This is a genomic window from Hyphomicrobium sp., assembly GCF_019753045.1.
Lineage (GTDB): Bacteria > Pseudomonadota > Alphaproteobacteria > Rhizobiales > Hyphomicrobiaceae > Hyphomicrobium_B.
In genome coordinates, this window is sequence record NZ_JAIELN010000010.1 from 95,765 (window position 1) to 116,051 (window position 20,287).

Annotated in this window: 22 protein-coding genes; 10 read left to right on the forward strand and 12 right to left on the reverse strand. The window is 59.2% G+C overall.

Going from position 1 to position 20,287, the window contains the following annotated elements:
• Positions 1 to 181: 181 nt before the first annotated feature.
• On the forward strand, positions 182 to 943 hold the full coding sequence (locus K2Q04_RS12690) for an outer membrane lipoprotein carrier protein LolA (RefSeq protein ID WP_291164203.1): 762 nt from the start codon (positions 182 to 184) through the stop codon (positions 941 to 943).
• A 378-nt stretch (positions 944 to 1,321) separates the two neighbouring features.
• Here K2Q04_RS12690 and K2Q04_RS12695 read toward each other — a convergent pair whose 3' ends face one another.
• Positions 1,322 to 1,846: a cyclic nucleotide-binding domain-containing protein gene (locus tag K2Q04_RS12695; RefSeq protein WP_291164206.1), complete on the reverse strand. Its 525-nt coding sequence runs from the start codon at positions 1,844 to 1,846 to the stop codon at positions 1,322 to 1,324.
• A 197-nt stretch (positions 1,847 to 2,043) separates the two neighbouring features.
• Positions 2,044 to 2,730: a response regulator transcription factor gene (locus K2Q04_RS12700; protein ID WP_045834737.1), complete on the reverse strand. Its 687-nt coding sequence runs from the start codon at positions 2,728 to 2,730 to the stop codon at positions 2,044 to 2,046.
• A 225-nt stretch (positions 2,731 to 2,955) separates the two neighbouring features.
• On the opposite strand from K2Q04_RS12700, the gene K2Q04_RS12705 reads away from it, so the two are divergent.
• The gene (locus K2Q04_RS12705; protein WP_291164209.1) at positions 2,956 to 3,420 is read left to right on the forward strand and encodes a L,D-transpeptidase family protein; all 465 of its coding nucleotides are present in this window, start codon (positions 2,956 to 2,958) and stop codon (positions 3,418 to 3,420) included.
• 122 nt (positions 3,421 to 3,542) lie between these two features.
• Here K2Q04_RS12705 and K2Q04_RS12710 read toward each other — a convergent pair whose 3' ends face one another.
• The 3 genes from K2Q04_RS12710 to tesB form a co-directional block, all read right to left on the reverse strand.
• The gene (locus K2Q04_RS12710) at positions 3,543 to 5,063 is read right to left on the reverse strand and encodes an ammonium transporter (protein WP_291164212.1); all 1,521 of its coding nucleotides are present in this window, start codon (positions 5,061 to 5,063) and stop codon (positions 3,543 to 3,545) included.
• A gap of 44 nt (positions 5,064 to 5,107) precedes the next feature.
• Positions 5,108 to 5,446 (reverse strand): P-II family nitrogen regulator, encoded by a 339-nt coding sequence (locus K2Q04_RS12715; RefSeq protein ID WP_013950212.1) that lies wholly within the window; start codon positions 5,444 to 5,446, stop codon positions 5,108 to 5,110.
• Between the two features lie 230 nt (positions 5,447 to 5,676).
• Positions 5,677 to 6,573 carry an acyl-CoA thioesterase II gene (gene tesB, locus K2Q04_RS12720; protein ID WP_291164215.1) on the reverse strand — a complete coding sequence of 299 codons (897 nt, stop codon included), beginning with the start codon at positions 6,571 to 6,573 and terminating at the stop codon, positions 5,677 to 5,679.
• A 112-nt stretch (positions 6,574 to 6,685) separates the two neighbouring features.
• Here tesB and K2Q04_RS12725 point away from each other — a divergent pair, with 112 nt between their 5' ends.
• Positions 6,686 to 7,960, forward strand: coding sequence for an FAD-dependent monooxygenase (locus K2Q04_RS12725; RefSeq protein WP_291164217.1), 1,275 nt, complete (start codon positions 6,686 to 6,688; stop codon positions 7,958 to 7,960).
• Here K2Q04_RS12725 and rimM read toward each other — a convergent pair.
• The 6 genes from rimM to K2Q04_RS12755 form a co-directional block, all read right to left on the reverse strand.
• Positions 7,957 to 8,556, reverse strand: coding sequence for a ribosome maturation factor RimM (rimM, locus tag K2Q04_RS12730; RefSeq protein WP_291164220.1), 600 nt, complete (start codon positions 8,554 to 8,556; stop codon positions 7,957 to 7,959). The genes K2Q04_RS12725 and rimM overlap by 4 nt on opposite strands.
• Positions 8,557 to 8,654: 98 nt before the next feature.
• Positions 8,655 to 9,035 carry a hypothetical protein gene (locus tag K2Q04_RS12735; RefSeq protein ID WP_291164223.1) on the reverse strand — a complete coding sequence of 127 codons (381 nt, stop codon included), beginning with the start codon at positions 9,033 to 9,035 and terminating at the stop codon, positions 8,655 to 8,657.
• Positions 9,036 to 9,167: 132 nt separating this feature from the next.
• Positions 9,168 to 9,539 carry a 30S ribosomal protein S16 gene (gene rpsP, locus K2Q04_RS12740; protein ID WP_291164226.1) on the reverse strand — a complete coding sequence of 124 codons (372 nt, stop codon included), beginning with the start codon at positions 9,537 to 9,539 and terminating at the stop codon, positions 9,168 to 9,170.
• A gap of 54 nt (positions 9,540 to 9,593) precedes the next feature.
• Complete coding sequence (ffh, locus tag K2Q04_RS12745) at positions 9,594 to 11,183, reverse strand: signal recognition particle protein (RefSeq protein WP_291164229.1); 1,590 nt, start codon at positions 11,181 to 11,183, stop codon at positions 9,594 to 9,596.
• A 374-nt stretch (positions 11,184 to 11,557) separates the two neighbouring features.
• Positions 11,558 to 11,857, reverse strand: a complete 300-nt coding sequence (locus tag K2Q04_RS12750; RefSeq protein WP_291164232.1) for a hypothetical protein — start codon at positions 11,855 to 11,857, stop codon at positions 11,558 to 11,560.
• Positions 11,858 to 12,135: 278 nt separating this feature from the next.
• The gene (locus K2Q04_RS12755; RefSeq protein ID WP_291164235.1) at positions 12,136 to 12,702 is read right to left on the reverse strand and encodes an acyloxyacyl hydrolase; all 567 of its coding nucleotides are present in this window, start codon (positions 12,700 to 12,702) and stop codon (positions 12,136 to 12,138) included.
• A gap of 504 nt (positions 12,703 to 13,206) precedes the next feature.
• On the opposite strand from K2Q04_RS12755, the gene dapF reads away from it, so the two are divergent.
• The 6 genes from dapF to K2Q04_RS12785 all read left to right on the forward strand — a co-directional run bounded on the left by dapF (position 13,207) and on the right by K2Q04_RS12785 (position 18,522).
• On the forward strand, positions 13,207 to 14,076 hold the full coding sequence (gene dapF, locus K2Q04_RS12760) for a diaminopimelate epimerase (RefSeq protein WP_291164237.1): 870 nt from the start codon (positions 13,207 to 13,209) through the stop codon (positions 14,074 to 14,076).
• A gap of 56 nt (positions 14,077 to 14,132) precedes the next feature.
• Positions 14,133 to 15,395, forward strand: a complete 1,263-nt coding sequence (mtaB, locus tag K2Q04_RS12765) for a tRNA (N(6)-L-threonylcarbamoyladenosine(37)-C(2))-methylthiotransferase MtaB (protein ID WP_291164240.1) — start codon at positions 14,133 to 14,135, stop codon at positions 15,393 to 15,395.
• Positions 15,392 to 16,489 carry a signal recognition particle-docking protein FtsY gene (ftsY, locus tag K2Q04_RS12770; RefSeq protein WP_291164243.1) on the forward strand — a complete coding sequence of 366 codons (1,098 nt, stop codon included), beginning with the start codon at positions 15,392 to 15,394 and terminating at the stop codon, positions 16,487 to 16,489. Before mtaB ends, ftsY begins: the two co-directional genes overlap by 4 nt.
• Before the next feature lie 23 nt (positions 16,490 to 16,512).
• A complete protein-coding gene (locus K2Q04_RS12775; RefSeq protein WP_291164246.1) occupies positions 16,513 to 17,181 on the forward strand; it encodes a septation protein IspZ in 669 nt (222 codons plus the stop codon).
• A gap of 5 nt (positions 17,182 to 17,186) precedes the next feature.
• Positions 17,187 to 17,798 (forward strand): septation protein A, encoded by a 612-nt coding sequence (locus K2Q04_RS12780; protein WP_291164249.1) that lies wholly within the window; start codon positions 17,187 to 17,189, stop codon positions 17,796 to 17,798.
• 220 nt (positions 17,799 to 18,018) lie between these two features.
• Positions 18,019 to 18,522, forward strand: coding sequence for a MarR family transcriptional regulator (locus tag K2Q04_RS12785; RefSeq protein WP_291164252.1), 504 nt, complete (start codon positions 18,019 to 18,021; stop codon positions 18,520 to 18,522).
• On the opposite strand, the gene K2Q04_RS12790 is transcribed toward K2Q04_RS12785, so the two are convergent.
• Positions 18,519 to 19,547 carry an aspartate-semialdehyde dehydrogenase gene (locus tag K2Q04_RS12790; protein ID WP_291164255.1) on the reverse strand — a complete coding sequence of 343 codons (1,029 nt, stop codon included), beginning with the start codon at positions 19,545 to 19,547 and terminating at the stop codon, positions 18,519 to 18,521. The two genes, K2Q04_RS12785 and K2Q04_RS12790, sit on opposite strands and share 4 nt — an antisense overlap.
• A 268-nt stretch (positions 19,548 to 19,815) precedes the next feature.
• Between K2Q04_RS12790 and K2Q04_RS12795 the strand changes: the two genes are divergently transcribed.
• Complete coding sequence (locus tag K2Q04_RS12795; RefSeq protein WP_291164258.1) at positions 19,816 to 20,268, forward strand: hypothetical protein; 453 nt, start codon at positions 19,816 to 19,818, stop codon at positions 20,266 to 20,268.
• Positions 20,269 to 20,287 lie beyond the last annotated feature (19 nt).

The window sequence follows — 20,287 nt, forward strand, 5'->3', positions numbered from 1 at the left end:
CTGAGGATAATCGCCGCGTCAATCCTCTCGCGGCTTGCCTGTGACACGTCATTCGCCGTAGGCAACGAATGCATTAGCGTTTCCGCCTAGTTCTGGACGCAATCTTTGCCGAAACCGTAATCTGCGTACAGAGCCCCGCTATGGGGCTTCGGGGCTTTGGGGGGCCACGATGGGACGATTCATGAGCGAAATTCTGCGCGTAGGCGCCTTGTCGGTGGGCTTTGCCCTCGCCTCGATCGGAGCAGCCACGGCGCAGGATCCGGACGGACCGACGAATACGATCGTCAATCCGCCGGCCAACGCAACCAAGCCCGCGGATCCGGCCACGACGGCCGTCAAGGGTTGGACGGGAGCGGTTTCGCCGGCGAATAGCCCCGACGGCATCACGCTCGATGCGAATCAGACGAAGCTCGTCGAGCAGGTCAGCGGATATTTCCAGTCGATCCAGAGTTTGAAGGGCCAGTTCGTTCAGACGGACGCCGAGAACAAGCGGATGAAGGGGAAGTTCTTCGTCAAGCGACCGGGGCGCTTCCGTTTCGATTACGCTCTTCCGTCGAAACAAGTCATCGTTTCGGACGGCGAGAACCTTGCCATTCAAGATCTCGATTTGAACAACGAAGATCGGGTGTCTCTCGATCAAACGCCTTTCCGGTTGTTGCTGCGTAAAGACGTCGATCTCATTCGCGATGCGCGCATCATCGAAGTGCAGCAGGCCGACGACCTCATTGTCCTCTCGCTTGAGGACAAAGACCCCAATTCTCCGGGCAAGATAAAACTGTTTCTCGCGACCAAGCCGGCGTTGGAATTGAAGGAATGGGTGACAACCGATCCGCAAGGCCAAGCCACCCGAATCGAGTTATCGCAGCTGGTCAAAAGCGATGAACTCGATGGGAATTTATTTAAAATTCAACCGCTTGGGCCCAAAAAGTCGACCCCTTTCTGAGTTTTCCGAGGCAAATCAGGTTGTTGCGCTTTTGACGCGACGCAATACCCAACCTGTGGATAAACTCAACTTCGTGATCACATTTTCGTGATGTGCCCGCGCAGGCACTATTGAATTCTTTCTGCTTGCGCTTAAGTCCAGTCATGCAGGTGGCGTCACCCTGTATTCGGTAGTGCCCCCCGTCTAGCCGAAGACGCTGCCTCTGGTACCGGCTTCCCTCCCGGTGCCGAGCGCGACAAGCGCATAGCGCCCAGTTCCTCCCCCCGGGACTGGGCGCACTCTTTTTCAGCCCCCAGTTTCCGGCCCTTTTTCTTGCCAAGATTTGGACAAGATCGTCCGCGCTCAAACGCTGCGATTAGCGTGAGGTGCTGTCAGGCGTCAGCCTGGGTGCGCTTCGACGGGGAGATTAGGACGAACCTGAGGTAGCTGTGGGGCGATTGTTGCACGCTCCATGATCGTATCAACAGCTTTCATGTCATTCGCCAATAGCTTCAGTCGCGTGGTGATGCACGAGGAGAAATGCCGCGCGAGCTCGGTGTCCTCCTCCATCAGTTCGTGCATTTTCTGCCGCGTGAGGCGCAATGCTTTCACTTGGCCCTGCGCGATTACCGTCGTCGTGTGCACGAGTTCGATGAACATCGCCAGTTCCGCGATCATCACGCCTTCGGGGAGCGTTTCGCCGCGCGAGTTTTGCGGAACGTCGCGATGATCGTTGATGCGCACGCTGGTGCCCGAGACGATGACGATTGCCGCGTCGCTCGGTTCATCCTCGGTGATGATGGCATCGCCAGGCCGATAGATGATGCGTTCCGCGCGCCGAACGATCTCGGTCAATTGCAACGGCGTTAGACCTTGGAAGAGCGGTAACGCCAAAAGCGGTTTGACGAGGGCGTCGATAGCCATCGTTCTTGAACTCCATGCCGACAGGACAGATTGAACGCGCCAGCGACGTGGCTTGGCCGCATGCGAGGGAAATTTAAAACACGACTCGTCGGTCCCTGAAACAATCGCCGGTCGAAACGGCGAAGGGGCCTGTGGATGCATCCGATTAGCAACGGATACGCGGTCGATGTGCTTCCCGAAAGGCTAATGCAACTCGCCTAAGGAGCGAGCTTGTAGCCACCACTCTCGGTAATCAGCAGCTCGGCGTTGGAAGGATCTTTCTCGATTTTCTGACGCAACCGATAGATGTGCGTTTCGAGAGTGTGCGTGGTGACGCCGGCGTTGTAGCCCCACACTTCGTGCAGCAGGACGTCCCGCGAGACGACCTTGTCGCCGGAGCGATATAGATACTTCAGGATCGATGTCTCTTTCTCCGTGAGGCGGATCTTGCTGCCGGTCTGATCGATCAGAAGTTTCGATGCGGGCTTGAACGTGTAGCTGCCGATCGCGAAGACAGCATCCTCGCTCTGCTCATGCTGGCGGAGCTGAGCGCGAATGCGCGCAAGCAGGACAGCGAACTTGAAGGGCTTCAGAACGTAATCATTCGCCCCGGCATCGAGCCCCAAGATCTGATCGGCGTCAGACGTATTGCCGGTCAACATCACGATCGGCGTTTTGAACCCCGATTTGCGAAGCAGCTTCACGGCCTCGCGGCCGTCCATGTCCGGCAGTCCGACATCGAAAACAACGAGATCGAAACGGCCTGTCTTTGCGGCTTCTATTCCTTTGCTCGCGGTCGCGGCTTCCGACACCTCGAATTCATCGTGTAGGACGAGTTGATCTTTCAACGACGTACGCAGATCTTCATCGTCGTCGACGAGGAGGACCTTTCGGGCCGTGCTCATGGACGGGGCTCCAGTTTCTTGGCTTGCTTTTAGCGTGGAACACTAGCATCGCGCGCGGGGGCAACATAGGGTCTCGAAGCAAACAGGCAAGGGGAATGGCTGGTTCCTTGAATGGCGGCTTCGAAGACCCGTCGACGGCGCGCCCGAAGCGTCTCTCAGAGCGGCCCCAAACCGGCGGCAAGGCTCTTCGTCAGGGCGTTGTCTCGGGCCTCGCGGCAAGGCCGCTTGCAGTTCGGCCAGTTCAGCGCGCCCTGCGCATTGGGGTTCGGCGGCATCAAGGTTTTGAAGCGGGAAGGGGATGGCGCAACGCCGACGGGGCGGTTTGCGGTGCGCTATGCGCTCTATCGGCCGGACGTGCGGCGACCGCGCACGGCGCTCGATGTTTATGCAATTCATCCGAATGACGGGTGGTGCGACAGCCCCTTCGACCGCAACTACAATCGTCCGGTCAAGCTGCCCTATCCCGCAAGTGCCGAGCGTCTGTGGCGCTCCGACCGGCTCTACGATGTCGTGGTGGTGCTCGGCTATAACGATGCACCGCGCGTGCGCAATCGCGGCAGCGCCATTTTCATGCACATCGCGCGGGATGGTTTCAAGCCGACGGAGGGTTGCATCGCGCTGCGGCCGAAGGATCTGAGGCGGCTGATTTCGATGCTGCCGCGCGGATCCGAAGTCATCGTTTCAATTTGAAGACATAAAAAAGGGCCCGATGCTCGAAGCGCCGGGCCCAAGGTTGAGCACGTCTAGGTGGAGACGCGTGCTCGGGAGGAGAGATCCCGCGGCCCTTTTCAGAGCCACGGGAAATGCGTGAATCAGTAGTGGTAGGCGCTCTCGCCATGATCGACGAGATCGAGACCTTCGCGCTCTTTCTCTTCCGACGGGCGAAGACCGATAACGATATCAACCAGCTTGAAGAGGATGGCGGAGCCGATGCCGCTCCAGAGGAGCGTCAAGCCGACCATCTTCGCTTGGGTGATCACCTGAGCGGCCATGTCGTAGGTGCCAGAAGTCATCTCGCCGGGTTTCGAGATGTAGTCAGCGATGCCGGCTCCACCCCAATCCGGATTGACGAGAAGGCCCGTGCCGATTGCGCCGACGATGCCGCCGATGCAGTGGACGCCGAAGACGTCCAAGCTGTCGTCGTAACCGAGCGCTCCCTTAACTGCCGAGCAGAAGAAGAAGCAGATCGGGCTGACGACGAGGCCGAGGATGATCGAGCCCATGACGCCGGAGAAGCCGCAAGCCGGCGTGATCGCCACGAGACCAGCGACGACGCCCGACGCCATGCCGAGTGCCGACGGCTTGCCTTTCGCGATCCACTCAATGAGCGTCCACGAGAGGCCTGCTGCGCAGGTCGCGATGAACGTGTTGATGAACGGAACGCCTGCAAACTGGTTGATCTCGAGGTTCGAACCAACGTTGAAGCCGAACCAACCGACCCACAGGAGAGCGGCGCCGATCATCGTCATCACCAGCGAGTGCGGAGGCATGGGTTCTTTACCGTAGCCGATGCGCTTGCCGAGGATCAGACAGCCGACGAGTGCGGCGATGCCTGAGTTGATGTGAACGACGGTGCCGCCAGCGAAGTCGAGCGCGCCCCACTGGAAGCCGATGCCTGCGTCCTTCAGCACGGCGTCGAGAGCCGCTTGCGCCTGGACCTTTGCGTCGCCCGTTGCGGTCGCAACGGCCTTGGCTGCATTACCGAACGCATCCGGACCGCCCCAGTACCAGACCATATGCGCGATCGGGAAATAGATGAACGTTACCCAGAGCGCCATGAACACGAGCATCGCCGAAAATTTCAGACGCTCGGCAACGGCGCCCAGGATAAGGCACGGCGTGATACACGCGAACGTCATCTGGAAGATGATGTAGGTGTATTCAGGAATGTAGACACCGTTCGAGAAGGTGGCGGCGAGCGAGTTCGAATCGACGCCCTTCAAGAAGGCTTTGGAGAAACCGCCAACGAAGTCGTTGAGGTTGCCGCCATTGGTAAAGGCCATGGAGTACCCGTAGAGCACCCAAAGAATCGCGACGAGGCAGAGCGTTGCGAACACCTGCATCATCATCGAGAGCATGTTCTTCGAGCGGACCAATCCGCCGTAAAACAATGCAAGGCCCGGCACCGTCATCAGAAGAACGAGGACTGATGCGACGTACATAAAGGCGGAGTCGCCCTTATTCGGCACCGGTGGCGCCGCTGCGGCCGCGGCGGGAGCCGCAGGAGCAGCAGTCGTCGCTGCGTCCTGGGCCAACGCCGGGTCGATAATAAGCGCAATGGCGCCGAGGGCCCCCAAGACCCCTGCGTACCGCGCTATAGTTCGAAACTCCATGTGTGTGCTCCCTGATTGACGTCTAAAAAGCGAAATCCTGGGCTTCAGAGCGCGTCGTCGTCGGATTCACCGGTCCGTATCCGGACGGTGTGCTCGATCGGCGAAACGAAGATTTTGCCGTCGCCGATCTGACCGGTTTTTGCGGCGCGCTGGATCGCAGCGAGCGCTTTGTCCACCTGTGCGCCCGGCACGACGACTTCGATCTTGATCTTGGGAAGAAAGCTCACCGCGTACTCGGCACCGCGGTAGATTTCCGTGTGGCCCTTCTGGCGGCCGTAGCCTTTGACTTCAGTAACGGTCATGCCCTGCAGACCGAGATCGGTCAGCGCCGAGCGGACCTCCTCGAGCTTGAACGGCTTGATTACCGCGGTAATGAGCTTCATAGGGCCCCCTTTTCTCTTTGAACCGGCCGTGACCGGGTGATCGACAAAACAGTCTCATCCCCACGCCGGGAAGCAGACTTCGCGACGTAGGGAGTCAAGACGCGTGCCAGTTCCGCAGCGCTCACTCAAGATGTTGATTAGACAACGAAAAATTTATCAGCCCGCAGATCCGGCGCGCGTTCAGCACACAAAGTAAGCACAGAAATTGTGCATTTTGGGCCGATTGAACGCTATTTGGGCAGGAATGCGGTTTCTCTGGGGCGCATCAGTCCTTCCTGGACTGCAGACGCAACCAGTTGCCCCTGACGATTGAATATCGCGCCCCGGCAATAGGCGCGTGCGCCAGAGGCGCTGGGGCTGTCCTGGACGTAGAGAAGCCAGTCGTCGGCGCGGAACGGCCGGTGAAACCACATCGCGTGGTCGAGGCTCGCCAATTGGATGTCGCTGTCGAACAGCAGCTTGCCGTGGGCGACCAGAGCCGTGTCGAGCAGGGTGAAGTCCGACGCGTAGGCCAGAACCGCCGGGTGGATGTAGCCATTGCCGTTCAGCGGCCCGTTGGTTTTGAGCCAGATCGATTGCGTCGCGGGCCTCGGCTCACGGCTGGCATAGCGAGAGGCATCTACAATGCGAACGTCGATCGGCCGGTCGCGGCTGAGGTAGGAACGCATGCTTTCAGGCAGATCGCCATTGCCGGCGCGCAGGAGTTCCTGGCTGCTCGGCAAGGCCTCGGGCGGGGGGACGTCGGGCATTTTCGACTGATGCTCGAAACCCGCCTCCGGCTTGTGAAACGACGCGCTCATCGAGAAAATGGCGCGTCCGTGCTGGATGGCGCGGACCCGGCGGGTCGTGAAACTGCCGCCATCGCGGATACGTTCAACGTCGTAGACGATTTCGCGTTCGGGATCGCCGGCGAGCAGGAAGTAGCCATGCAACGAGTGGATCGGGCGGCTCTCGTCGACCGTCGATGCTGCTGCAACTACGGCCTGGCCAAGAACCAAGCCGCCGTAAACGCGTTGCCAGCCTTCGGTCGCCTTCGGGCCACGGAACAGGTTGTCTTCAAGCCGTTCCAGGGTCAGCGTCTCAAGGAGCTTGTCCAGGGCCGAATGCGACGAAGGCGATGCTGTCATGTTGGACTTTCGCAAGGAAGTTGTAGTGAGATGAAAACGTTGACGGTCTGGCAGACGCGTTGAAGGTGGGCGCGAAGATATCTAGGCTGTCACGGCGTGCGCGAAAAGCAAGTTGCTGTCGCGGCACATAGCAGCCGGTGGTGCAGTCGTGGTGCGTGTTTTGAAATTCGATGTGGCGATTGCGGGCGGCAGCTTCGCGGGTTTGGCAGTTGCGCGAGGTCTCGCTCAGGCCCTCGGGCCGGATATTAAAATTGCCGTCATCGAACGCACCGATCCCGCGACGGCGTCCGCCCGTCCCGACAGCCGGGCGTTTGCGATCTGGGCCGGGACAAAGAAAATCCTCGAAGGTCTCGGCGTCTGGGACGCGGTGAGCAGTGATGCTCAGGTCGTCACATCGATCGAGATTTCGGATTCAAATATCGACGATGCCTTCAGGCCGTCGCGCGTCACTTACGACGCGCACACGAAGGACGGATCGCCTGCCGCCTACATCGTGCCGGCAACGTCGCTTCAGGCAGCGCTTTACAAGTCGGTCGCCAACGATCCATCCGTCAGCTGGATGGCTCCGGCGGACGTCGATGGGATGTTGCTCGGAGAATATTCGAGCGAACTTTCGCTTCGCGACGGGCGGGTGATCAGCGCTCAGCTCACCATCGCCGCCGACGGAAGAAATTCAAAGCTTAGGGATGATGCCGGCATAAAGACGATCGGCTGGGCCTATCCGCAAACCGGCATCGTGGCGCGCGTGAAATTCGATGAGCCGCATGGTGGCGTCGCGATCCAGCACTTCTTGCCGGGCGGTCCGTTCGCGATCCTGCCGCTACCGAACAATCGCGCCTGCATCACCTGGAGTGCGGACAAAGACGAAGCGGCGCGAGTGACGGCTCTCGGTGACGATGATTTTCTCGCGGAACTCGATCGCCGCATCGGAGGCCGTTTCGGCGCGATTACGCTCGACGGGCCTCGCCAGTCCTGGCCGCTCGATGTTCGCATTGCGCGGCGGCTCATCGCGCCCCGGTTCGCGCTCGTCGGGGATGCGGCGCATGGCGTGCATCCAATCGCGGGACAAGGCGTCAATCTCGCTCTCAGAGACGCGGCTGCGATGATTGAAGTTTTGGCGGATGCCGGGCGTCTCGGGATCGATTTCGGCAATGGCACGCATCTCGAGCGCTACCAGCGCTGGCGCCGTTTCGATTCCACGATGTCCGCTACACTTTACGATAGTCTCAATCGCACCTTTGCCGTCGACAATATGGTGCTCAGAGCAGGCCGAGGTGCAGCATTGGGCGTGCTCGACAAGCTTCCGACGCTCAAGGATTACATCATCGCCGAAGCTGCCGGGGTTACCGGCGACTTGCCGAAGCTCGCGAGGGGTTGCCCCGTCTAGGAGCGATCGACTTCGTCTTTGCCCGATACATCCGATTCTTCCGGGCCTTCGGATCGATCCTCAGCGTCCTCATCGTCGCCTCCCGTCAATTCGGGGCGATTGATGACTATGGTGCCGGCTGCAAGATCGACTGCCGGCACCCATCTGTCCTCGAACGGAATGAACTCCGTCTCGGTGCCGTCGCTGGGTTTCAGCTCGAGTAAATCTCCCGCGCCGAAATTTTGTACGGAAACGATCTTTCCGAGTGAGCTGCCGTCGCTTGCCACTGCGCGAAGGCCGATGAGATCGGCGTAATAGTATTCCGCGCTTTCCGGTTCCGGCAATCTATCGCGGTTTATGTACAGCTTGGTCCCTCGCAATGGCTCGGCCGCATTGCGATCCTCAATTCCACCAATTCGGGCTACGATGCCCTTGCTCGTCACGCGCACGACGCGGAGCGTAAAACTTCGCTGTCCCGCCGCGTCGGTCAGCGGTCCGTAGGACGCGATGGCTTCGGGGGCTTCGGTATACGCGCGGACAAGGACGTCGCCGCGGATGCCGTGAGCGCCGGAGATTTCGCCGACGAGGATTCGGTTCGTGCTCTTGTTGTTCGGCAATGGAGGTTCCAGCCAAGTCTCGCGTTGAAAGTGGCGTTATATTTTCAATCGCGCGACGCCGCAGTTTTTATTTTCGAGGATTTATTGCTGCGGGTGCGCTAGTGGCTCGGCAAGGGGCCGAGATAGGTAATCTGGATATCGATCTGTTTGCCGCCAACGAGGACTGTCGCGTTCTGAGATAATGCGTACGGATCGATCTCGCCGGTTATCGGGACAGCATAGCTTGGCTTGGGATGCGCTGGGTGACGCGCCGATCGATAGCGCAGCGGAATTTTGTAAGTGCCGCGCAGGAAAATCCTCGATGCTGCGTGCTTCGGGTGTGAATCCAGCTCGCCTGTGTAGACCCTGCCCTGAGGATCCGCGCCGAACAGCCGGCCTTTGCGACGTATCAAAATGAATCGCTCAAATGCATGTGCGTGTTTGCGCTCGCGCGCACTCGTGATCTCATAGAGGCCATCTGTGGCCTTCCGCTCTATCATTGCGTCCACTCCCACTCACCCAGAGGTGGTGCTCCAAAACTCGTGCCAGTGAGAGCTGCAACGAAAAAACCTCCCGAGTTGCACTCGAGAGGTTTTTTGAAACACGAAATGCCTTGCGGCTCAGCTCGCGGTTCAGGCGGTCTCGCCCTGTGCGGCTTCGGCAGCCTTCGCGGCTTTCTCTGCAGCTGCAGCGGCGCGCTCCTGAGCCTTCTTCTTCGGCTTTGCCTTCTCGGGATTGACCGAGGCGGTACGCTTGGCAAGGCCGGTAACGTCGAGCAGGCGGAGGACGCGATCGGTCGGCTGCGCGCCAACGCTCAGCCAATGCTTTACGCGCTCTTCAACGAGCTTGATGCGGTTCGGATCGTCCTTCTTGAGCATCGGATCGAAGGTGCCGATCTGCTCGATGTAACGGCCGTCGCGCGGGCTCGTGTGGTGGGCAACGACCACGTAGTAGTAGGGACGCTTCTTGGCGCCACCGCGCGACAAGCGAATTTTCACCGACATAGTACTGTTCTCCTGTTCAAATCGAATGTGTTCTTGAAGTGGTTGTTTGAGACGTCATCTTTTCTTTCCGGGAAGCCCGGGGAATTTCGGCATTCCGCCGCCGAGGCCTGGAAGGCCTTTCGGTAGTCCGCCACCAAGGCCCGGAAGGCCACGGCTGAGACCGGGCGGAAGGCTCGGCATGGACCCGCCGCCACCAGCGAGGCCCTTGGCGACCTGCTCCTTGAGTTCGGGGGGAAGCTGTTCGAGCGCCTTCGGGTCGAGCTTTGCGAGATCGGCCTGCATCGCCTGCATCTCGGCTTCCGAAGGCCCACCACCGGTGCGCCCGAGGAATTTGTTCAGCATGCCGCCGTTGCGGCCCATGGTTTTCATCATGTCCGCCATCTGGCGGTGCATCTTGAGAAGCTTGTTGAGTTCTTCGACTTTGGTGCCCGAGCCCGCCGCGATGCGGCGCTTGCGCTTGGCGTCGAGAATTTTCGGATTGCGCCGTTCCTTCGGCGTCATCGACGAAATGATCGCCCGCTGATGAATGAGGCTCTTGTCGAGACCGGCTTCGTTGATCTGGCCTTTGATCTTGGCGACGCCCGGCAACATGCCAAGCACGCCGCCCATGCCGCCGAGCTTCTGCATCTGCTGCAATTGATCGGAAAGGTCTTCGAGGTCGAACGACCCCTTCTTCATCTTCTCGGCGATCTTCGTCGCTTTTTCGACGTCGATCGTTTGAGCCGCCTTTTCGACGAGCGAGACGACGTCGCCCATGCCGAGAATGCGCGAGGCGATGCGGCCCGGATGGAAATCTTCGAGCGCGTCCCACTTCTCGCCGACGCCGATCAGCTTGATGGGCTTACCGGTTACTGCGCGCATCGATAGCGCGGCGCCGCCGCGGCCATCGCCGTCGGCACGGGTCAGGACGATGCCTGTCACGCCGATATGGCCGTCGAAGGCTTTGGCGGTATTGACGGCGTCCTGGCCGGTCAGCGAGTCAGCGACGAGAAGAACTTCGTGCGGATGGATCGCGGCTTTGACGTCGCGAACCTCATCCATGAGCTCTTCGTCGACGGTGACGCGGCCGGCGGTGTCGTAAATGATGACATCGAAGCCGCCGAGCTTGGCTGCGTCTTCCGCGCGGCGGGCGATCTGAAGCGGATTTTGGCCGGCGATGATCGGGAGCGTCGCGACGCCTGTCTGCTCGCCGAGGACGCGCAGCTGTTCCTGTGCTGCCGGTCGCCGCGTGTCGAGCGACGCCATCAGCACTTTCTTGCGATCGCGGTTCGTCAGGCGGTAGGCGATTTTCGCGGTGGTCGTCGTCTTGCCCGAGCCCTGCAAGCCGACCATCAGGATGCCGACGGGCGGGGCCGCATGGAGGTCAATCGGCTGCGCATCCGAGCCGAGCATCGCCACGAGCTCGTCGTTGACGATCTTGACGGCCATCTGACCGGGCGTGACGGAGCGGAGGACTTCGGCGCCGACGGCCTTGGCTTTGACCTTCTCGGTGAAATCCTTGACGACATCGAGCGCGACGTCGGCTTCGAGAAGGGCGCGGCGAACTTCGCGCATGGCCTCGACGACGTCGCTTTCGGTCAGCGCGCCGCGTCGTGTCAGCTTATCAAGGACGCCTGAGAGGCGTTCTGTCAGCGATTGAAACATTCAGCCTTCGAAACCCGTGCTTCCAACTCGTTTCGGTCGTCATCCCCGCGGAGGCGGGGATCCGCCCAAGCCTGACACCTGGATGGATCCCGGCCTTCGCCGGGATGACGTTAGATGTGGGAACGTCCGTTCCATGCGCAAAGCCGTAGCGTGCGCAAAGCACAAACGCACCCGGGAGCGCCACGCGCCGCCGGATGTTTACCCCCCTGCCTCCCGGACGCTTTTCGCGAAAAAAGGCCATGTGCAGGGCGGCGGCTCTGAAGTCAGGGCCGTCGGAATGGCGTGGGTATGGGGGAAGTAGGAGAGGAAGTCAATGAGTCGCAAAAGCCGCTCTTGCCAGATTTGAAATCCGGCAAGCGCGGCAAGCACTAGCTTCAGCGCTTCTTCATCAGGACATGCAAGTCGCCGTCCTTAACCTTGCCGATAGCGGTATATCCTTTTTCGGAGAGATTAGTGACCAGGAGAAGATCCCGGTCATTCGCAAATGACGAATTTGCGTCGATGGCGGACGCCAGCTGTTGCGAGTTTTTCGAACTTTCAATCAAAAAGAACGAGGTCGGTTCGGCCCAATAAGTCGAACTTGTTTCCTTTTTGATTGCCTCGTTCACAGAGTTCCAGCGCGTCTGATAGCTGGAATCTTCGTGTATGCGGAAAGTTATTGCGTGAATAGACATTAGTTCTTCGTCTCCTAAGAAGAAGACGGGCTCTTGACAAGCTCAAAGGAGACGAGAGACTACCACCTGCGTTCACCAGAACGATTTGCTTGTTTCCGCGCCCGCTTCAGGGTTTCGGAAAACGCAATCGAGGTCGTTGGGACTGGCAGGTCTTGGCGGCCTCGCTACTATTAGAACGCATGCCGAACATATGGACGAAAAATGACTCAAAATCAAGCATTTGAGTCAAATGCTATGCGCGGTCGCCTAACCGCAAATTTGAAATCTGTTCAATTAATTTAAAAGCGGTAGCCGTAGCGGAGGCCGATGCGGTCCATGCCTTCGTTATATTTCTGGGTGTAGGCGTTCGACATGTGCTCGAAATAAACCGAGACGTCGGAATGTTCGTCCAGATGGTAACCAACTTCCATCGGGATGTGGAACAGGACGCGCGAACCCAGCCACTTCTTGTCGGGATCGGAGCCCGGTCCGCCGATTTCGCCGTCGTGGATGGCGGCGCCAAGGCCCAGCCCAAAGAACAGCCCGGACGGGCAGTCGCCCTGCCAGCGGGCGTCGATGTAGCCGTCGCTGGTGTCGCCGCGGGTGTTGATCGAGCCGCCGATGACCGGCCGGACGGCGCCCCAGGGTAGCGCCCAGGCCGCTGCAAACTGGGCTTCGATATTGATATCAACGGCGTTGTGCTCAACCTGGAAGCCGCTCCAGAGGTCCGGCACGTCGTGGGCGAGAACGCCGATTTTGAGAGCGTAGAGAAGGCTTTCGGCCGACGCGCCGTTCATCGCTCCGACCGCCATGATGGCGGCAAGACCGGCTGTCGCCGCGATGCGCGCGTAAACCCTCAATCCCAATGCCCCGTCCCCGATGACTGAAGGAGTACTTGTGCGGGATTTCGGTATTTGCGCAAGGCGCGAACCGCAGAAACTCGAGCCGGCTTGCACCCCTGTCACACCGTCCAGTCGGCCTAATTGCTAACTTTGCAGGGCCGCGTGCGTCCGCTTGCTTTGCCTGCCCCAAGCGCGCGCCAATCTGAAAACGCGGCGTTCGTAGGCTCGCTCGTCGGGGGTGAGGCAAATACAACCGTAGCAATAGCAAGGGCGAGCGCGGGCCAGGGCGATTCTGAAAAGGAGCGGGTTCGACGATGGTTGCGCCATTTATGTTCTCATGGGATTTGAGCGACGCTCACAGTTCGTTCAACTAAAACAAGCATTTGCGGCACTCTAACGGGCAAGCCAGGACGATTGTTCCGCCCGGAGGACAAGGTAATTGCCGTGATGTCGATCATAGCGCGACCGCTTCGCTCCGTGACCCTGTTCCGATTGTCATTTTTTGCGCTTCTCGCCATATAGGCTCACATGAATACCGCAACGACACTTCCTTTCCTCAAAATGAACGGACTCGGCAACGAGATCGTCGTTGTCGATTTGCGCAATAGCTCGCGGACGTTCACGCCGGAAGAAGTCGCGGCGGTGGCCGCGGATCGCATTTCGCGGTTCGACCAGATGATGGTTCTGCACGCGCCCAAAACGGCGGGCACCCTATCGTTTGTGCGCATTTACAACGCCGACGGATCGGAAGCCGGTGCATGCGGCAATGGCATGCGCTGCGTCGGCTGGTTTCTTGCCCAAGGCGGCGCGGGCGAGCACTTTCTGGTCGAAACGCGCGCAGGCGTTCTCGACACGGTCGTCAAAAATCAGGCGTCGATAACCGTCGATATGGGTGAGCCCAAATTCTCGTGGCAGGACATTCCGCTGGCAGAAGAATTCCGCGACACGCGAGCCATCGAGCTGCAAGTGGGGCCGATCGACAATCCGGTCTTGCATTCCCCGTCCGTCGTCAATGTCGGCAATCCGCATGCGATCTTCTGGGTCGAGGACCTAGATCTCTACGATCTCGGGCGATTTGGGCCGTTGCTCGAGAACCATCCTATTTTTCCGGAGCGCGCGAATATCTCGCTGGCGCAGGTGACGTCTTCGGAATCCATTCTCGTCAGAACGTGGGAACGCGGAGCGGGCTTAACGTTGGCATGCGGCTCGGCGGCGTGCGCCGTGGCGGTTTCGGCTGCGCGGAAGCGGCTCACCGGCCGCCGCGTTAAAGTAACCCTGCCTGGCGGCGATCTCATGATCGAGTGGGCGGCCAATAACCACATCCTCATGACAGGCCCCGTGGAGTTCGAGTACGAGGGCGCGATCGATTTCTCCAAATTGGCAAAGGTGTCGGTTTAATCCGATGCCCGGCTCCGCTTTCGCGAGCGCCTCTCAAAAGGACGACGACGAAGCTTATGTCCGAACCCGAAGTGATAACGCTCGGCTGCCGGCTGAATGTTTATGAATCAGAGGTTATGCGGCGTCACGCGCGTGAGGCGGGGCTTGATAACGCCGTCATCGTCAATACGTGTGCAGTGACAGGCGAAGCCGTTCGCCAGGCCGCGCAGACCGTGCGCAGGCTGCGACGCGAGAGACCGGACGCGCGCATTATCGTTACCGGCTGCGCGGCGCAGATCGAGCCTCGCCGCTTTGCCGATATGGCCGAAGTCGATCACGTCATCGGCAATGGCGAGAAGATGAAGGCGGAGACATTCGCCGGCTTGTCGACATCGACGAGCGAGCGGGTTCTCGTGAACGACATCATGAGCGTGCGCGAGTCGGCGCTCCATATGATCGACGGCTTTCATTCCCACACGCGCGCGTATTTGCAGATTCAGAATGGGTGCGATCATCGTTGCACGTTTTGTATTATTCCGTACGGCCGCGGTCCGTCGCGCTCGGTGCCTGCCGGCGAAGTCGTCACGCAGGTGCGTGGGCTCGTCGAGCGTGGATACCTGGAAGTCGTGCTGACGGGCGTCGACATCACGTCTTATGGCCGCGATCTTCCGGGGGCCCAGACACTCGGGCAGCTCGTGCGGCACGTGTTGAAGCATGTGCCGGAACTCGTGCGCCTGCGCCTGTCGTCGATCGATCAAGTCGAAGCCGATGCCGATCTGATGATTGCGCTCGGCGAAGAGGAGCGGTTGATGCCGCATCTGCATTTGTCGCTGCAAGCTGGCGACGATCTTACGTTGAAGCGAATGAAGCGGCGGCATCTGCGCGCCGACGCGATTGCGTTTTGCGAGAAAGCGCGGTCGTTACGGCCCGACATCGTGTTCGGCGCCGATCTCATCGCGGGGTTTCCAACCGAAACGGATGACATGTTCGAAAATTCTCACAGCATCGTCGATGAATGCGGACTCACGTATCTTCACGTGTTTCCATTTTCTGCTCGCCAAGGGACGCCTGCAGCGCGTATGCCGCAAGTTTCGGGGAACGTCGTGAAGGAGCGCGCAGCGAAGCTTCGCGCCAAGGGCAGCGAAGCGCTTGCTTCATATCTCGAAAGTCAGCGGGGACAGGTGGTTGAAGTGTTGGTCGAACGCGACGGCAACGGACGTACGCCGCAATTTGCAGAGGTTCTCATGCAGGGCGAGCGTGTTCACAGTGCTGGCGCGATCGTGAGCGCCCACATCAAGCGCGTGGATGCGCAACGGCTCGTCGGCGAGGTTTGCGCGTGAGCGAACCCAAGGAAAAAGGCAAAGGGATCTTCGGCCGCTTTTTCAAAGGTGCGTCGGAGCCTGCCCCCGAACAAGACGCGAAGCGCAGCGAAGACGTTGTTCCGTCAGTTGCGGCGGATGACGTTCCGCCGCCGCCCGCCGCCGCCAAAGACATCGCACCCCCAGCCGAGCCGCCGGTGAAGCAGAGCTGGTTTCAACGGCTGAAGTCAGGTCTTGGCAAAACGTCGTCAAAATTGACGTCCGGCATCACGGATCTTTTTTCGAAGCGAAAGCTCGACGCCAATACGCTCGATGATCTCGAAGATCTCTTGATCCAGTCGGATCTCGGTCTTGAGACGACGAGCCGGATCACGAACGCGATCGGCAAGGGGCGCTTCGAGAAGGGCATTTCCGCCGATGAGGTGCGAAACGTTCTCGCGACCGAAGTCGAGCGGGTGCTGACGCCCGTCGCCAAGCCGCTTGTCATGGAACCGTCGCATAAACCGCATGTGATCATGATGGTCGGCGTCAACGGCACGGGCAAGACAACGACGATCGGCAAGCTCGCCAACAAATTCAAATCGGAAGGAAAATCGGTTGTGCTCGCCGCGGGTGATACGTTCCGTGCGGCGGCCATAGACCAGTTGAAGGTATGGGGCGAGCGTGCAGGCGTTCCCGTCGTCGCGCGTGAGGTTGGCGGCGATTCCTCAGGATTGGCGTTTGACGCCTTGAAACAGGCGCAAGCAACTGGCGCGGATGTGCTTTTACTCGATACGGCGGGGCGGCTGCAGAATAAGCAGGTGCTGATGGAAGAACTCGAAAAAGTCACACGGGTTCTAAAGAAGCTTGATCCGAGCGCACCGCACGACGTTGTGCTTGTGCTTGATGCGACGACAGGTCAGAACGCCCTGAACCAAGTCGAGGTTTTCCGAGAACGCGCCGGTGTGACAGGCTTGATCATGACGAAACTCGATGGGACGGCTCGCGGCGGCATTCTTGTTGCGATCGCTGCCAAGTTCGGTTTACCGGTGCACGCCATCGGCGTGGGAGAAGGGGCGGACGATCTGCAGGCCTTTTCGGCAGCGGATTTTGCGCGGGCCATCGCAGGCATCTGAGTTCGCGGGGAAACGGAACACATATGACCCAAGACTTAAATATCGGGAATCCTCCACTGATGAAGGCACGCAAGCGCTTCTTTCCATTCAACGCCGAGCAGACGATCAACATTCTCAGTGAGTTCGGCCCGTTGGTGACGATGTTCGTCGTCAACGCATTCTTCGGCATCAACGCGGGGACCTGGGCGCTGATCGGCACGACGTTTTTGTCCATCGGCGTGATGCTTTACATGTTCCATCGGCCGCCGATTTTCCCGCTTATCGCGTCGAGCGTCACGATCGTCTTTGCGGCTCTGACGCTCATCACGCATGACCCGATGTGGGTTCAGATCAAAGTTACGATCTTCAATGCTCTGTTCGGTGTGTTCCTGATTTCCGGGCTTTGGCTGAACCAGAACTTTTTCAAATATGTTTTCGAGAAAACGTTCCATTACACCGATGAAGGCTGGCACAAGTTCACGTGGAGCTTCGCGCTCTTCTTCTTTTTGACGGCTGCAGCGAACGAATACGTTCGGCAGACCTTTCAAGAAAACCGGATGTACGAGATTTTGGGCCATGAAATGGACGGTGTGAACGTCTGGATCCTGTTCAAGGTCGCGATCGTCCTGCCGGTGTCCGGACTTTACGCGTGGATCCTCACCAGGTTCATGCAGAAATATCGCCTCCCAGATCCGGCGCACGTTGAAGGCTAGAGAACATGTCGGATCAGCAAAAGATGCCAGGTACGAGCGATGAGCCGCAGTTCGATCGCAAGCAGCTGATCAAGCTGCTCATCGAGCTTGGCCCGCTCGTCGTTTTTTTCATCGGCAACAGCCGCTTCGGCATCTTCGCTGGGACCGGGGCCTTCATGGTCGCGACGGTCATTTCGCTTGTGGCTTCGCACTTCCTGCTTGGGCGGATCGCCACGATGCCGCTCGTTACCGGCGTCTTCGTGCTGGTGTTCGGTGGCTTGACGTTGTGGCTGCAGGACGACCATTTCATCAAAATCAAGCCGACCATCGTCAACGGTCTCTTCGCGGCAATTCTATTCGCGGGGCTTCTCTCGGGCCGTCTGTTTCTCAAGATCGTATTTGGTGACGTCATGCGCCTCTCGGAGGAGGGCTGGCGAATTCTGACGCTCAGATGGGCGTTATTCTTCGTATTTCTCGCGATCCTCAACGAAGTGATGTGGCGGCTGTTCTCCACCGACACGTGGGTGGCATTCAAAGTTTTCGGTATTATGCCGATAACATTCCTTTTCGCACTCGCCCAAATAGGCCTTCTGAAGAAATACGAGGCCGCAGCCGGCGATGGGCCTAACGCGCCGTAATTCGCGAGTCCGCGTCGGCGCCTTTCTGTTATTCGCAAATTTTTGAACGCCGTTTGCCTTTTCACTGGACGGAGCACTCCGCGTAGTATTTCTTGGCAGGAACTACCGGACTAAACGTTGGGTTTGATCATTTCGCCTTATCGCTGAGCCACGATTTTTGAGTCGTGGAACTTCGATGAATCTTTCGGGGGGAGATGGGTGGAATGTACTGGGGCATGGAATGGCACGAGATACAATCAACCGCCTTGAACGGTCGCCTTTGCATCTTCTACACCGAGCCGGACAATGTGCGGCTGAAATCTTCCAGAGTGAACTTGGCGAGGATGATCTAACACCTCGCCAGTATGCGATCTTGCTGACGGTCGCTAACAACGAGGGCGTAAGCCAGACTCAGCTCGTGGAGCTGACAGGCATCGACCGCTCGACACTGGCGGACGTGGTCCGCCGCATGCTCAAGAAGGGCTTGCTTCAACGCCGCCGTACGCGGGACGATGCGCGAGCCTATGCCGTCAAGGTGACGGACGAGGGTGCGAAAGTTCTGAAGGCGCGCGATCCGCTTGCTCGCAAGGTCGATGAGCGCATCCTGTCGGGGCTGCCCGCAGCGCAAAGAGACCGGTTTCTCCAGGATCTCGGCGCGATCATTCAGACGCTCAACCGCCTGAAAGAAAAAGAGAGCGCCGGCAAATCTGCGGACGCTCCCTCTGCTCAGCGGCGTGGAGCTTAAGCGGCCTTCGGTACGAGCCGCTGATTAACGATCGTCTCTGCAATCTGCACGGCGTTGAGAGCTGCGCCCTTGAGTAGATTGTCGGAGACGATCCACATCGCGAGACCGTTTTCGACGGTCGCGTCTTCGCGGATGCGCGATACGAACGTCGAGAATTCGCCGGCTGCCTCGACGGGGGTGATGTAGCCGCCGGGTTCGCGCTTATCGACGACGACAATGCCGGGCGAAGCGCGCAGAATTTCGCGGGCTTCATCTGGGCTGATCGCCTTCTCGAACTCGATGTTCACCGCTTCGGAATGTCCGACGAAGACCGGAACGCGCACGCACGTCGCCGTCAGCTTGATCTTGGGGTCCAAGATCTTCTTGGTTTCGGCGAGCATCTTCCATTCCTCCTTCGTGTATCCGTCCTCCATGAAGACGTCGATGTGAGGAATGCAGTTGAAGGCGATCTGCTTCGGAAACTTCTTCGGATCGACTTCCTGGCCGGGCACGTACTTGCCTTTGGTCTGCTGCCAAAGTTCGTCCATCGCGTCCTTGCCGGCGCCGGAGACGGACTGGTAGGTCGAAACGACGACGCGCTTGATCTTCGCTGCATCGTGAAGCGGCTTCAGGGCCACAACGAGCTGAGCCGTCGAGCAGTTCGGGTTCGCGATGATGTTCTTCTTGGTGAAGCCGCGGACCGCGTCGGCGTTCACTTCCGGCACGATGAGGGGCACGTCCTGGTCGTAGCGCCAGCACGAGGAGTTATCGATGACGATCGTTCCCTGAGCGCCGATACGCGGCGACCATTCCTTCGAAACGGATGATCCTGCCGACATCAAGCAGAAGTCGACGCCGGCGAAGTCGAACGTTTCCAGATCCTGACATTTGATGACGCGATCGCCGAACGAAACCTCAGTGCCCAACGAACGGCGCGATGCCAGAGCATGGAGTTCGCTGACGGGAAATTTGCGTTCCGCGAGCACATTCAGCATCTCGCGGCCTACGTTGCCCGTGGCGCCGACGATGGCGACCTTATAGCCCATAACGTTATGTCCTTGAAAATCTTGGTTTTTATCTACGAGCCTGGCTCGCGCGACGCATGTCTTCCTGGGCGTTCACATACTCGGCCAGACCAAGATTTTCAAGGATTGTCGAGGCATGGCAGCTGCACGCGTTTTTAAATGAACTTCGCGTACGGAAAATGAGGGTCGAGACATCCTGTCCAAGCGTCCGCCGCCGCGAAGGAAACATTTTAAGTCTTTAGTAGCGGCAACACTTCGCCGCTGATGGCAGAAGAAAAAGGGGGCCACCGTGAATCCGTTGAAGACGCTTTCGATGTTTGCCATCGGGGCGCTTGTGCTTACTGCTCCGGCATTCTCGCCATCCAGCTTCGCGATCAGCGCGTGGCTGGACGATGCGGAGCTTCAGCGGTTCAAGGACGCGACGCTAGACGGCCGCTATGCGAACGGCAAGCATTTCACCGAACATTACGGGAGCGATGGGCGGCTCCACTATGTCGAAGCCGCGATGACGCTCCGCGGGCATTGGTCGATCACCCAAGGCACGCTGTGCACGATCTATGATTTCGACGAGACGGGTGGATGCTATCGTGTCAGTCGCGTCGATACGAACTGCTACGAATTCTATTTCGTTTCGCGAACGGAACAAGCAGCGCCAGGTCCTGGCGATGGCAAGCCGCGCTGGACAGCGCGCGGGGCCATACAGGGTCAGCCGAGCGCCTGCCAAGACGAGCCGGCCGTTTGATTGCGCTTGGCGACTCGCG